This is a genomic window from Rhodococcus marinonascens NBRC 14363 (genome assembly GCF_001894885.1).
Classification (GTDB): Bacteria; Actinomycetota; Actinomycetes; order Mycobacteriales; family Mycobacteriaceae; genus Rhodococcus_F; species Rhodococcus_F marinonascens.
This window is the reverse complement of record NZ_BCXB01000016.1, coordinates 1-15,725: the sequence shown is the minus strand read 5'-3', so window position 1 is coordinate 15,725 and position 15,725 is coordinate 1. Positions and strand designations below refer to the sequence as shown.

General features: G+C 65.0%; 2 protein-coding genes. One reads left to right on the top strand and one right to left on the bottom strand.

Annotated features, from left to right (window positions below):
- Window positions 1–102 precede the first annotated feature (102 nt).
- Window positions 103–1,119, bottom strand: coding sequence for an acyl-CoA dehydrogenase family protein (locus RM2_RS13270; protein ID WP_072689955.1), 1,017 nt, complete (start codon window positions 1,117–1,119; stop codon window positions 103–105).
- A 346-nt stretch (window positions 1,120–1,465) separates the two neighbouring features.
- Here RM2_RS13270 and RM2_RS13265 point away from each other — a divergent pair.
- Window positions 1,466–15,725 (top strand): non-ribosomal peptide synthetase (locus RM2_RS13265; protein WP_139277763.1); only part of this gene is annotated, 14,260 nt, incomplete at its 3' end.

Below are 15,725 nucleotides of genomic sequence, written 5' to 3'. Positions count from 1 at the left end.
TCAGTGATGTTGTGCCGCAAGCGGAGCCGGCGAACTGGTGAGCCGTTCAAGGGGATCAGCAGCTGGGGCCGTTGGCAAGTTTCGGCCACATTGTCACTTGACTTAAGATGCCGCCGTGAGCTGACCGAGCAGTGCGGTGCGAATCTCAGGCCGCGACCCCACGACCATGGCCAACATCGCCTCACGGACGAGTCGTTCTGCGGTGTTGCCTTCCACGGACGAGGAGCTGCCCGTGGCCGCCATGAGGGCTGTGGCGGCCCGGACTGCCAGCGCCATGGCCTCGGCTCGGGCTAGGTGGCAGTCAAATCCTCCGGATAATGTGGCGTTGAGATGGTCGCGGACGGTCGACAGCTGCGCCGCGAATTCGGTCGTGTCGACTTCCCGCTTCTCGAGTTCTGTCAGGCACCGACGAGCGATGCCCAGGGGCATCGATGCGTTGAACCTGGAAAGGATAATCTCTCCCGCCATGAACTCGTCGCGGGTGATCACGTTGCACACCCGATCGTTGGCGACGTGGAAGTTGTCGAATCGGATCCGGACTGTGTTGCTCGCGCGTGCAGCGATGAGTGGCAGCGCCTGCACGGATGCCCCTTTACTTGAGCGTGCGTCGATGAGCACCTCCACGATCGAGTCGTCGATCTCGTCGCGGGCAAAGATCAGGATGACGTCGATGATGTCCCAACCTGTGACGAACGGCGCCACACCGTTGAGAACGTAGCCGTCGTCGGTGCGCCGCGCGTATAGCAATGGTGGTTGTGGGGCTGCGCCCGCACCGGTGATTCCGCCTTTGATGGACCCGTTCACGAGGCCGTCCCAGTAGATCTCGCGCAGTGCGGTGTTCGGCGACGTTGCCAGGTGAGTGACGAGGCCGCCATGCTGCGCCCAGGTGAACGCGGTGGCCAGGCAGCCTCCGTTCAGGGTTTCCAAGAGATCTGCCCGGTCGTCGATGCTCAAGTCGGGTCCGCCAAGCTCGGGGGGAGCGCTGATGCCGTAGAAGCCTGCGGCGGCCAGCGCCTCGAAGTGGCTGGGCGGGATCTTCCCCTCTCCGTCGACGGGGTTGGCCGCTGGTAGCAGCACCCGCTCTGCTATGTCCCGAGCGCGTTGTGTGTAGTTGGTCACCAGCTCAAGCGTACCCCGCCATCTGGTCGAACAAAGTGGCTAATTAACCTGGGCCGACATCGTCGGCGGTGACAAATCGTCCAGGGCTTGTCTGGTCACCTTTGCGCTCAGCTCCCACCGAACGACGTCGCCGGTCGCGGCATCAGGACCGTCTCGAATGGGTCTCTAAGCAGCCCATTCGACCTGGACTCGGTATCGCCACGAACGAATGGGCAACCAGAGCCGCGCAAGCTGTGCAACCATGAGATCTTGTGTGCCCTGTTGATCGGGAACGAACGATTCGGGGGGCGAGGAGAAGTCTCCGCCTCTCGCATTTGCGAGCCCGGATCCGGACACGGCCACACATATGCCGGTCGGGGAAACCTTACGCGGAGGTATCACCGTGACGCCTGAAGATTCGCGAAATCCGGCTACACAAATTTCGGGCGCACTGCATTTCCCGCTGTCCGCGGCGCAGCGTGCGACCTGGTTTGCACAGCAACTCGACCCCGCGGTGCCGATCTCGATAGCGCAATACGTGGAGTTACACGGCGACCTCGACGTTGATCTGCTGCGACGAGAAACAGTCGCGGCCGGTCGCGAGTTCCAGTCGCCCTTCCTCAAGGTCGTCGAGGTCGACGGCCAGCCGATGCAATATGTGGACGATGCGACCGACATTCCGGTCAACTTCATCGACTTTCGTGGTGCGGACCATCCGGTCGATGCCGCGCACCAATGGATGCGCCAGGACTACCAGACCCCACTCGACCTCAGTTCGGATCGCCTCGTCGAGACCTCGATCCTGTGCGTGCGCGAGTCGCACTACCTGTGGTACAGCCGCATCCACCACGTCGCGCTCGACGGATACGGTGCCATGACGATGGTCAACCGCATCGCGCACCGGTACTCGGCCGCGGTGGCCGGCCGCGAACCGGATCCGAGTCGAGCTGTGCCCCTGCGCGAGCTGCATGACATCGACGTCCGCAACCGATCCTCCGAACGATTCCTGGCGGATCGCGAGTACTGGGCGGGGCGGGTCGAGGGTGTGGAGGGATCGAGCTTGGCCGTCGAGTCCGCTCCCGCAGTCACCGAGAGCAGAGTCGAGAGTGCCGCGTTGTCCGAGGTGGCCCTTGCCGGCCTCCAGGGTTCCGACAGGCAGGCGACCGCGAGTGCCGCAGCCTCGATCATCGCCGCCTTTGCCTGCTACCTTTCGCGCGCTACGGCGAAGGACACCGTACTCGTGAATGTTCCGTTGTCCGGCCGGACAACGTCATTGCTGCGCAATTCCGGCGGCATGATGGTCAATGTCGCGCCGCTGATGATCTCGGTCGACGAAGGGGACACGGTCGCCGAACTCGAGTCGCGGGTTCAGAGCGAGTTGGTGGGTGCGTTGCGGCATCAGCGGTGCAGTATCGACGACATCCGCCGCGATGTGAGTGCCGGCAGTGGCCCCGCGCTGTACGGACCCATGGTCAACGTAATGCTCTTCCTTCAGGAGGTTCAGCTGGGCTCCTTGGTGGGCGAATTCCATATCATCACCTCGGGTCCGGTAGAAGATCTTCTGGTCAACGTGTATCAAAGTGGCACTCCAGCTGGGCTCTTCGTCGATTTCCGGGCGAATCCGAACCGGTACGAGGATCCGGCGCTACGGGCGCATCACCGGCACTTCGTCGAACTGCTGGAAGAGTTCATCGAGGCAGACCCGCAAGCCCGGCTCGCCACGATTCACGCGACCACTGCCCGCGAAGGCGAGCGACTACGCTCCGAAGCGGGGCAGCTCGAGTACTGGAGAGATCGGCTCGCGGGTCTTCCCGAGTTGCTCAACCTGCCTTCCGACAGGGCACGACCTGCCACACAGTCCCAGAACACAGATCGTGTCGAACTCCTCATCGGTGCAGATACTCATCGCCGAGTGGTCGCACTGGCACGCGAAAACGGCATGGCCCTTTTCCCGGTTCTACATGCCGCAATGACCGTTTTGCTGAGCAGGCTTTCCGGCGCCTCTGATGTGGCGATCGGAACGCCGACCACGGTGGACGCGGGCCAGAACATTGTGGTGCTGCGCAGTCGTGTTCAATCGAACATGTCCTTCACGAATCTGCTCAGCCACGTTCGTGAGGTCGACGAGGATTCGTTCGAACACCGCGACGTTCCTTTCGAGCGGTTGGTGCGGACGCTCGAGGTCGGCGATTCCCCCGCGTATTCACCGATCGTCCAGGTGCTGTTCGAGCACCGCGACGGGACAGCTGTTTCCGGAAAGGCCGTGTCCGCCGGAGACGCCGTGTCTTCCGGAAACACCGTGTCTTCCGGAGACGCCGTGCCTCCCCACTCCGGGATCGGCAGATTCGACCTCCGGGTGACCGTGGCGGAGATTTTCGACGCCGGCGGCACCCCGTCCGGAATCACGGCGACCCTCGGGTTCGCCACAGATCTGTTCGATCCCGAAACTGTACTCAGGCTCGGCGAGCGGTTCCGCCGAATCCTGGATGCGGTCACCACGGACCCGGGGATCGACGTCGGCGAAATCGATATCCTCTCCGATACCGAACGAGCCGCCCTCGTTCCGGTCCATGGTGTACCGAGCGGTTCGGAACGCACACTCCCTGAATTGTTCGATTCGGCAGCAAGAGAATTTCCCGCCGGTGTCGCGCTTTCTTATCGTGGTGTCGCCGTGACGTATCGAGAGCTGGACGAGCGCTCAAACCAGTTGGCACGCGTCTTGGTCGCTCGCGGCATCGGGTCGGAGAACTGCGTGGCACTGTGCATGACGCGGTCGATCGAGTCGGTCCTGTCGATGCTGGCGGTTGCCAAGTCGGGCGCGGCATTCGTGCCGGCGGATCCGAACTATCCGGCCGAGCGCATCGAGCACATGCTCGATGATTCCGGCGCCGCTGTGGGCGTGACCGTGTCCGCCGAGCGCTCCCGGCTGCCGGACTCGATTCCGTGGCTGGTGCTCGACGACGACGGATTCCGTGCTCTCTGTGCGACTGAGCCGGTGTCGGTCGTCACCGACGCCGAGCGGGTGCGGCCTCTTCGTCTGGGGAATACGGCCTACGTAATCTATACGTCCGGTTCCACGGGCCGGCCCAAAGGGGTTTCGGTCACACACAGTGGTCTGGACAGCTTGGCGGTCGAGCAGCGCTCACGATTCGGAGCGACGCAGTCATCACGGACTCTGCACTTCTCCACGCCGAGCTTCGACGCTTCTGTCTCCGAGTATCTGCATGCGTTCGGTGCCGGAGCAACCATGGTGATTGTTCCGCCGACGATCTACGGCGGCGCCGAGTTGTCCCGGCTCCTGAAAACTGAGCGAGTCACCCACGGATTCATCGCTACTGCTGCGCTCGGATCGATCGAGCCGGACGGGCTCTCCGACTTTCAGGACGTGGTGACCGGCGGCGAGGCGTGCCCGCCGGAACTGGTGAAACGGTGGGCGCCCGGCCGTAGGCTTTTCCAGGCGTACGGGCCGACCGAGGCAACCGTCATGTCGAACATCAGTGAACCGATCGCACCGGCCGGAGCCATCACATTGGGCGGTCCGCTCAGCGGATTCCACGAGGTCGTACTCGATGCGCGATTGAAACCGGTACCGGTGGGCGTGGCCGGGGAGCTGTATCTCTCGGGCAACGCCCTGGCGCGGGGGTATCACGGCAAGACCGCGTTGACTGCGGAACGGTTCGTGGCCGACCCCCTCGGGGCGCCTGGCGATCGGATGTACCGAACGGGTGATGTGGTGCGGTGGCGAACCGATCGCACACTCGAGTACCTGGGCCGCAGCGATTTTCAGGTGAAGGTACGCGGCTTCCGCATCGAGCTAGGTGAGATCGACACGGTCCTGCACGCTCATCCGCGCGTGAGGACTGCATTGACGGTGGCGCGAACGGCGCCCTCCGGCGATGCGGTGCTCGTGTCGTACGTTCTGCCGACAGCGGGGCAGCGGCTCGCGACTGCCGAACTGAAGGACTACGCCGGAGAACGATTGCCGACGTACATGGTGCCGGCTGCGATCGTGGTACTGGACGAGATACCGATGACCCCGGCGGGGAAGATCAATCGTCAAGCGTTGCCGGCACCAGAGTTCCTCTCGACGGGAACCGAATTTCGTGCTCCCGTCAATCCGGTGGAGCAGGCAGTTGCGCGGGTGTTTGCGGATGTCCTGGGTGTGGAACGAATCAGTCTCGATAGCAGTTTCTTCGATCTCGGAGGAAATTCGCTGGTTGCGACCAGGGTGATCTCGCGTGTCAATGCCGCACTGGGCGTCGATATCGGTGTGCGGACCCTGTTCGAGGCGCCGACCGTGGAATCGTTGGCGGAGCGGATCGAGCGCGCTGACACCAATCGCACCTACCGCCCGAACCTGGTGGCACAGATGCGTCCGGATCGAATTCCGCTTTCGCTTGCACAGCAGCGTATGTGGTTCGTCAACCAGTTCGACACCACGTCGCCGGCATACAACATTCCGATGACGATTCGCTTGTCAGGAAGTCTCGATGTGGAGGCGCTCCGGGCGGCGATGGGGGATGTCATCGAACGACACGAATCGCTTCGCACCGTGTATCCGGCGTCGGTGGACGGACCGTATCAAGTGATCGTTCCGCCCGCGCAGGTGGTTCCGGATCTGGCATCGAGGGCCGTCGGGGGCGAGGAGGCGTTGCGCGACCGGATCGTGGAACTGTGCGCTCAGGGCTTCGATGTGAGCGTAGGGGTGCCCGTACGTGGTGCGGTGTTCCGGACCGGCAGGGGCGAGCACGTTCTGATGTTGGTGGTTCACCATATTTCAGCGGACGGGGGGTCGCTGGCGCCACTGGCCCGTGATCTGACGGTCGCGTATGCGGCGCGGGTGCGGCAGCAGGCGCCGGATTGGCTCCCGCTTCCAGTGCAGTACGCCGACTACAGCCTGTGGCAGAGGGCCGTCCTCGGCGGTGACCGGGATCCCGACAGCCTGATGTCGGCGCAGTTGAAGTACTGGAAGCAGGCGCTGTCCGGTCTCCCCGATACGATAGACCTTCCGCTGGATCGACCCAGGCCGGCGGAGAGATCGTTGCAGGGTGGGACCACATCGTTCTCGGTGTCTGCGGAATTGCATCGGGAACTTCTCCTGCTCGCGCGGCAACACGATTCCACGGTGTTCATGGTGATGCACGCGGCGCTGGCGGTGTTATCGGCGCGGTTGAGCGGGTCCGGGGACATTGCGATCGGGACGCCGATCGGGGGGCGTGGTGAGGAAGCACTCGATGACCTCGTGGGGATGCTCGTCAACACGCTGGTATTGAGGACGGCGGTGGAGCCTGACGCGACGTTCGCCCAGGTGCTTTCCCACGCCCGCGAGGTGGATCTGGCGGCGTTCGATCATACGGAGGTGCCCTTCGAGAGCGTAGTAGATGCACTCGCGCCGAGTCGCTCGACCGCGTATTCACCGCTGTTCCAAGTCTTGCTGGAGTTCCAGAACACGGCGCCCGCCCATGTGGAGTTTCCAGGACTGTCGGTGGAGATCGTCGAGGTCGAATCCGCTGTGTCCAAGTTCGATCTGCAATTGACGCTCGCGGAGCGGTATGACGAGGCGGGTGCCGCCGCGGGAATCTCGGCATCGTTCACGTTTGCGTCGGACGTGTTCGACCGGGCGACGGTGGTGGGGTTCGGGGAGCGGTTCGTCCGGATCCTGGAGAGTGTGGTCGCCGAGCCGGGTGTGCCGGTCGGTGACGTCACGGTTCTCGGGCCGGGTGAGCGGGAGTTGGTGGTCGATACCTGGAACTCGACGGTGCACGAGGTGCCGAGCACCACCCTGGCAGCGTTGTTCGACGTTCAGGTCGCCTGCACACCCGACGCACCGGCGGTCACCTTCGACGGGACGGTGCTGACGTACGCCGAGTTCGATGCCCGTGCGAATCGGCTGGCCCGATATCTGATCTCGACGGGCGTGGCTCCGGAGTCGCTGGTGGGGGTGCAGATTCGCCGTAGCACGGATCTGCTGGTGGCGATCTATGCGGTGATCAAGGCGGGGGGCGGGTACGTGCCGATCGACCCGAACCAGCCCGCCGAGCGCATCGCACACGTCCTCGAGATGTCCTCACCGGCGTGTGTGCTGACCGGCGGACCACAGGGGTTCGACGTGCCGGGCGAGATCCCGGTTCTCGACCTCGACACCCTGGATGTGTCCGCGCTGTCCGCTGGTCCGGTGCGGGACGGTGACCGGTTGGCGCCGCTGCGCCCGGAGAACACGGCGTATGTAATTTTCACGTCCGGGTCGACGGGTCGACCGAAAGGCGTGGGGGTGACACACGCGGCGATCGTCAATCGTCTGGCGTGGATGCAGGGGCAGTACCAGCTCGGGTGCGACGATGTGGTGCTGCAGAAGACACCGGTTACGTTCGACGTGTCGGTGTGGGAATTGTTCTGGCCGATGCAGGTGGGCGCCCGGGTGGTGGTTGCGCCGCCGGAAGGTCACCGTGATCCGCAGTATCTGGCGGGAGCGATCACCGAGCATTCGGTGACGGCAGTGCATTTCGTGCCGTCCATGTTGGCGGTGTTCACTGCCGAGCGGGCGGCGGCGGGGTGCACGAGCCTGCGATGGGTGTTCGCCTCCGGTGAGGTGTTGCCCGCGCAGACGGCGTCGAGTATGCGGGCGCTGGTGCCCGGTGTCGGGATGCACAACCTCTACGGTCCGACCGAGGCCGCTGTGGACGTGACGTTCCATGAGTTTACGGACGCGGACACGGTCCGAGTGCCGATCGGTGCGCCGGTGTGGAATACGCGACTACTTGTGCTCGACGCACGGCTGCGGCCTGTGCCGGTGGGTGTGGCGGCTGAGTTGTACCTCGCGGGTGTGCAGCTGGCGCGGGAGTACGTGTCGCGGCCGGATTTGACGGCCGAACGTTTCGTGGCGAATCCGTTCGGTGCAACGGGTGACCGAATGTATCGAACCGGTGATCTGGTGTCGTGGAATGCCGCCGGCGAGCTCGAGTACCTCGGCCGCACCGACTTCCAGGTCAAGTTGCGTGGTCAACGGATCGAGCCGGGGGATATCGAGGCCGCCTTGTTGCGGAATGAGAACATAGCCCAGGCGGTGGTCGTAGTCCGCAGTGACGGGCCGACCGGCGACGACTACATCGCCGCGTATGTGGTGCCGGCCGATGGGGCGGTGGTGGACGGGCGGGTCGTCCTCGGGGACGCCGCGCCGGTGCTGCCCGGGTACTTGGTGCCCTCGGTGGTGGTCGTGCTCGCCGAACTCCCGGTGAACGCGAGCGGCAAACTCGATCGGAAAGCACTACCTGCACCCGATTTCGGGTCCGCCGCGGTGGGATTCATAGCACCACGGAGTCCGATCGAAGAGATCGTGGCCGCTGTTGTCGCCGACCTGCTCGGAATCGCGAGGGTGGGTGTGGAAGACAACTTCTTCACCCTCGGTGGCAACTCGCTGATCGCCACCCGGTTGGTGGCGCGGATCAATGCGGCTGTCGGAGACCGGATAGATCTTCGCGGCGTGTTCGACGCGCCCACCGTGGCGGGCCTGGCGGCGCTGGCGGAGTCGGAGGAAGGGTTGGAATCCCGGCCGCCGCTGAAGCCGAGGGAAGGTACTGCGGAAGTGCCGGTGTCGCTGCCTCAGCAGCGCATGTGGTTCATCAACCAGTTCGACACTTCTTCGAGCGCGTACAACGTCGCGTTCGCGTTGAGGCTCGAGGGCCGACTCGACGTGAATGCACTCCGTGCGGCAGTTGCCGACGTCATCGATCGGCACGAGGCCGTGCGCACTGTCTTTCCACTTACCGCCGACGGACCGCGCCAGGTGATCTTGCCTGCGACGAGCGTAGCGCCTGATCTCGCTCCGATCGGCGTGTCGGGTGATGCCGAACTCCGCGAACAATGTCTGCGAGTACTGTCCGCAGGGTTCGACGTGACGGAGCAGGTCCCTTTGCGTGCGCACCTGTTCAGCCTCGACGAGGACGTGCACGTGCTCGCGGTGGTGGTGCACCATATCGCAGCCGACGGTTTCTCGATGGCGCCTCTGGCCCGCGACGTCATGGACGCGTACGTGTCGCGAGTGCACGGTTCGGCACCGGATTGGGCGCCGCTGGAAGTGCAGTACGCCGACTACACGCTGTGGCAGCGTGAGTGGTTGGGCTCGGAATCCGATGAGTCGTCCTTGATTTCGCGACAGCTGGCCTACTGGACCGCGACGCTGTCGGACCTGCCCGAAGTGCTGGAGTTTCCTGCTGACCGTCCCCGCCCCGCGGTCCGTTCACTACATGGGGGTCGCGTCGAGTTCGTGATCGGTCCCGAGGTTCATGCCGGGGTGCTGTCCATTGCGCGACAACACAATACGACGGTGTTCATGATTTTGCATGCCGCGTTGGCGATCCTGCTGGCACGACTGAGCGGTTCGGATGATATCCCCATCGGGACGCCGGTCGCCGGTCGTGGTGAGCGCGCACTCGACGACGTGGTGGGCATGTTCGTCAACACGCTGGTCTTGCGCACCCACGTTGACGGGGGCGCCACGTTTGCCGAGTTGCTGGACGGCGTTCGGGAAGCCGATCTGGGCGCCTTCACCCATGCGGAAGTCCCGTTCGAACGGGTGGTGGAGGTGCTGAGTCCTTCCCGGTCGACGGCGTACTCGCCGCTTTTCCAGGTGATGTTGGAGTTCCAGGACATCGAGCGCCCCACGCTGGAACTGCCCGACCTGCAGATTCGGAGTGTCGATCTCGCGATCGACACCACCAACTTCGACCTGCAGTTCTCTTTGGCCAGGAACGTGGACATCGAAGGCAACCCGACAGGTATCACCGCGGGGCTTGGCTACGCGACCGATCTCTTCGACGAGAGTACGGCGACCGGGTTCGCGAAACGGTTCTCAACCATCCTCGCGGCGGTCACCGCCGACCCCGGCGCCCGGGTGGGAGACATCGACATCCTCGACGCCCGCGAGCGTGCCGAACTGATTCCGGTGCCGGGCGGTGCCGCAATGGCGACCCGCACGCTGCCGGATCTATTGGCGGAGGCGGCCGCGAGCGATCCGGATGCCGTCGCGTTGGTCTTCGAAGGGCGTGAGGTCCGGTACGGCGACCTCGACAGGCGCTCGAACCAACTGGCCCGCATGTTGATCGCGGACGGTGTCGGCCCGGAATCTGTCGTCGCACTGTGCGTGCCGCGATCCTTGGAATCCGTTCTGGCCGTTTGGGCGGTCGCCAAGTCGGGTGCAGCCTTCCTTCCTGTCGATCCGGGTCATCCGGCTGCGCGGATCGAATACATGCTCACCGACTCCGGTGCCGTGTGGAGTGTGACAACCTCGGCGCATCGTTCCGCACTCCCCGCCGCGGCACAGTGCCTGGTGCTCGACGAACCGGACTTCGACGACAGGCTGTCGAACTACCCGGCGACGGCGGTCACCGATGACGAGCGGATATCGATGGTGCGCGTCGACAACCCGGCCTACCTGATCTACACCTCAGGGTCGACGGGCCGGCCCAAGGGTGTGGCGGTCACCCATCGTGGGCTGTCGAACTTCGTAGCGCAGGAAAAGGACACGTTCGCGACCACGGCGGAGTCCAGAACACTGCACTTCGCGTCGCCGAGCTTCGACGCCTCCATTCTCGAACTGCTGCTGGCGGTCGGCTCGTCGGCCACGATGGTGATCGCCCCGCCGTCCGTGTACGGCGGGGTCGAGTTGGCGCAGCTACTGGAAGCCGAACGGGTCACCCATTGCTTCGCCACTCCGGTAGCGCTCGCGTCGATTGATCCTGTCGGTCTCACCGGCCTCGAGTGTGTGGTGACTGGAGGGGAGGCGTGTCCCCCCGAACTGGTCGCACGGTGGGCGCCGGGCCGACGAATGTTCAACGCATACGGGCCGACCGAAGTGACGGTCGTGTCGAGCATCAGTGCCTCGTTGGTGCCGGGGAGTCCGGTCACAATCGGCACGCCCACTCTCGGTTTCGCGGAAGTCGTGCTGGACTCGCGACTGCAGCCGGTGCCGGCGGGTGTTGCAGGGGAGTTGTATCTCGCAGGTCCTGCCCTCGCGCGCGGCTACCAGCGGCGCTTCCCGCTGACAGCGGAACGCTTCGTTCCCGATCCCTTCGGCCCGGCGGGAAGTCGGATGTATCGCACCGGCGATCGGGTGCGCTGGACAATCGACGGTCAGTTGGAATATCTCGGGCGCACCGATTCCCAGGTGAAGATCAGGGGCTTCCGTATCGAACTCGGTGAGGTCGAGTCGGCTCTGCTCGCCCACGACAACGTGGCTCAAGCCGTGACGAGTGTGTGGAACGAGGACGGCGGCGCCGATCGGCTGATCGGTTACCTGGTGCCCGAATCCGGTGTGACGCTCGATACGAGCGCCGTCCTCGGCTTCATCGGTGGACGGTTGGCGTCATACATGGTGCCGTCGGCGCTGGTGATACTCGAGGCGCTCCCACTGACGGTCCACGGGAAGGTCGACCGCACGGCGCTTCCAGCGCCCGACTTCGCGGCTGCAGTGCCCGGAAGTCGGCCGCCGCGAACCGAGACCGAGGTGCTTCTCGCCGGACTGTTCGAGGAGGTGCTCGGACTGGACTCGGTGGGCGCGGACGACTCGTTCTTCGCCCTCGGCGGCGACAGCATCATGTCGATACAGTTGGTGGCCCGGGCGAAAGCCGCCGGCGTAATCCTGTCGCCCCGCAACGTATTCGAATGCAGAACTGTCGCTGGTCTCGCCGAGTCGGCGCGATTCGACGATATCGACGCGGTCGCGCTCGAAGAGTTGCCGGGCGGTGGTGTCGGCCCCTCACCGCTGACGCCCGTCACGCGATGGATGCTCGAGCGTAGCGGCGGACGGCTCGATAGGTTTTCCCAGGCGCTGTTACTGGTAGCTCCCGCCGGACTGACCCACGAGGTCCTCGGTCGAGCCGTCGAGGCAGTACTCGACCGGCACGACATGTTGCGCGCGCGACTGTCCACTGCAGACGACAGGCAGCAGGGCATGGAAGTGCTGCCGCCCGGATCGGTGCTGGCGCCAGCACTGGTCCGCCGGGTGCCGATCGATACGGTGGACGGAGACGACTTCACCGCGCTGGCGACCGCAGAACTCGATGCTGCTGCCGACCACCTGGATCCGGCTACTGCCGACATGGTGCGGATGGTCTGGTTCGACGTCCCGAACGACGTCGGGCGGCTGCTCGTGGTGGTGCATCACCTCGCGGTCGATGCTGTCTCGTGGCGCATTCTCATCTCAGATCTCGCGTCGGCGTGCAGCCAACTCCAGTCCGGTTCGATTCCTGCTCTGCCGGAAGTCGGAACGTCGATGCGGCGGTGGTCGCACGGCTTGTGCGACGTCGTGCGGCACCGTACGCACGAACTCGAACTGTGGGAGAAGACCCTCGACGGCTCGGACCCGCTGATCGGTTCGCGCCCACTCGATCCCGCAACCGACGTCGACGCGACCGTCGGTACCGTCACCGTCGAAGTGTCGCCGAGCGTGACCGGCGCACTGCTCACCACGCTTCCGAAAGCCTTCCACGGAAGTGTCGGAGACGGGTTGCTGACCGCACTGACACTCGCACTGATCGCCTGGCGGCGGGAACAGGGCGCCGACATTTCGGACGCGCTGATCAACCTCGAGGGGCACGGCCGCGAGGAGCACGTCGTCGCCGGAGCGGATCTGTCCCGCACTGTCGGTTGGTTCACCACCCTGTATCCGACACGGTTGGATCTCACCGGAATCGATGTCGACGCCGCCGTGGCGGGAGGCCGCGCGGCCGGGGAGGCAATCAAGACCGTCAAAGAGCAGTTGCTCGCGATCCCGGACCACGGGATCGGGTTCGGAATGCTGCGGTACCTGGACGGGGACACATCGGCGGCCCTGCGCCGATTCCCCTCTCCGCAGGTGAGTTTCAACTATCTGGGCCGAGTGGCCACCACGGGAGGAACGACGGACTGGCTGCCGGTGGAGGGCAGCGGTGAGCTCGGTGGAACCCAGAACCCCGACATGCCGGTTGCGTCCGTGATCGATATCAACGCAGTCGTCGACGACAACGCCGAAGGACCGCGTCTCAGGGCGACGTTCGCATTTCCGGCTGGGGTGCTCGACGAGGCCCAGGTTGCGGCGTTGGCGGATCTGTGGCGCCGCGCCCTCGAAGGACTCGCCGCGCACACGTCACGGCCGGGTACCGGCGGGCTGACACCGTCCGACGTTCCGCTGGTATCGGCGAGCCAGCGGCAGATCGAGCGCTGGGAGGAGCGGTTCCCGGCGCTGCAGGACGTGTGGTCGTTGTCGCCGTTGCAATCGGGGTTGCTGTTCCACGCGTCTCTGGCGGCGTCGGTGGATGTGTATACGGCGCAACTGCGGATAAACCTCGAGGGTGCGGTCGACGCCGGCCGTCTGCGTTCCGCCGCGGCCGGACTGCTGGCCGGTCATCCGAATCTGCGGTCCGCGTTCGTCTATGACGACGACGGGGTGCCGGCGCAGCTGGTGGTCGATGGAGTGGAGGTGCCGTGCCAGGAGGTGGATCTGACCGGCCACGGGTCGGCCGTCGACGCGGAATTGACGCGGCTTCTCGACGAGGACCGCAGCGCCCGGTTCGGCCTCGACACCCCGCCGCTGCTGCGACTGACGCTGGTCTGCACCGCGCCGGAGCGATACGTGCTCGTGATCACGAATCATCACATCATCCTCGACGGCTGGTCGATGCCTCTGTTGGTGCGTGAGTTGCTGGTGCGCTACGCGGATGACGGCGCTACGGCCGGTCTGCCGGAGCCATCCTCGTACCGCACGTATCTGGACTGGGTGGCGAACCGCGACTCGGACGTGTCGGCCCAGGCATGGGAACTGGCGCTGGACGGGTTCGAGGAGCCGACGCTGCTGGCACCGCGGGCGTCGACGGCTCATTACGGTGTGCCCCATGAAATCGATGTTGAATTGCCTGCCGCGGTGCTAGACGGGATGACCACGGTAGTGGAGCGGGTCGGGGTCACGATGAACACGGTGGTGCAGGCGGCGTGGGGGGTGCTGTTGTCCCGGTTACTCTCCCGCGACGACGTGGTCTTCGGCGCCACCGTCTCGGGTCGTCCGCCGCAACTGTCCGGCGTGGAGAACATGCTGGGACTGTTTATCAACACCGTGCCGGTGCGAGTGCGGGTGGACTCGGACGAGACGTTCGCCGGACTGCTCGCCCGCCTGCAGGAGGAGCAGGCCACTCTGCTCGACCATCACCACCTCGGTCTCGGTGAGATCCAGTCGCGGGCGGGTCTGGGCACTCTGTTCGACACCCTCTCGGTGTTCGAGTCGTACCCGATCGACACTTCCGGGTTGGACGAGACCACCGACATCGGGGGCATGCGGGTGACCGCACTCGATGCCCGCGACGCCACGCACTATCCGATCACGCTGCTGTCGATTCTCGAACCACGACTGCGGCTGAGTCTGCGATATCAGCCGGGGGTGTTCGATCGTGGGACGGTGACCCGGTTCGCCGGGCGGTTCGTCCGGATTCTCGAGGCCGTGGCCCGGGACGCCGAGGCTGTGGTCGGTGATGTTGAGATTCTCGCGCCGGGGGAGCGAGAATGGGTGGTTACCACGTGGAACGCGACCGACCATGAGGTGCCGGCGGCGACGTTGGCGGGGTTGTTCGACGCGCAGGTCGCCCGGACACCGGATGCACCGGCGATCACCTTCGACGGGACGACACTGTCGTACACGGAGTTCGATGCCCGCGCCAACCGGTTGGCCCGGTATTTGATCTCGGCGGGTGTGGGCCCGGAATCGTTGGTGGGGGTGGTGTTACAACGCAGTGTGGATCTGCTGGTGGGGATTTATGCGGTGATCAAGGCGGGCGGGGCGTATGTGCCGATCGACCCGGACCTGCCCGCCGAACGCATCGGATACGTGGTGGGCACGGTTGATCCGGTGCTGGTGTTGACCACCACCACGGATCGGGTGGTGATGCCCGCGGGCGTTCCGCTCGTCGATGTGGACACCCTGGATGTGTCCGGGCTTGCGGCCGGTCCGGTGCGCGATGGTGACCGGTTGGCGCCGCTGCGCCCGGAGAACACGGCGTATGTAATTTTCACGTCCGGGTCGACGGGTCGACCGAAAGGCGTGGGGGTGACACACGCGGCGATCGTCAATCGTCTGGCGTGGATGCAGGGGCAGTACCAGCTCGGGTGCGACGATGTGGTGCTGCAGAAGACACCGGTTACGTTCGACGTGTCGGTGTGGGAGTTGTTCTGGCCGTTGCAGACCGGAGCGAGGTTGGTGATCGCCGAGCCCAGTGGGCACCGCGATCCGGTCTACCTCGGGCGGGTGATCGGTGAGCAGTCGGTCACTACCGTGCATTTCGTGCCGTCGATGTTGGCGGTTTTCCTCGCTGAGCAGGCGGCGGCGCAGTGCACGAGCCTGCGGAGGGTGTTCGCGTCGGGAGAGGCGTTGCCGGCGCAGACGGCGTCGAGGATGCGGGCACTGGTGCCTGGTGTCGAGGTGCACAACCTTTACGGTCCGACCGAGGCGTCGGTGGACGTGACCTATTACGAGGTCACCGACGCGGACACGGCGACGGTGCCGATCGGGGCACCGGTGTGGAACACCGGGGCGTTCGTGCTCGACGGGCGGTTGCGGCCGGTGCCGGTGGGGGTGGCGGGCGAGTTGTGTCTCGCGGGTGCGCAGT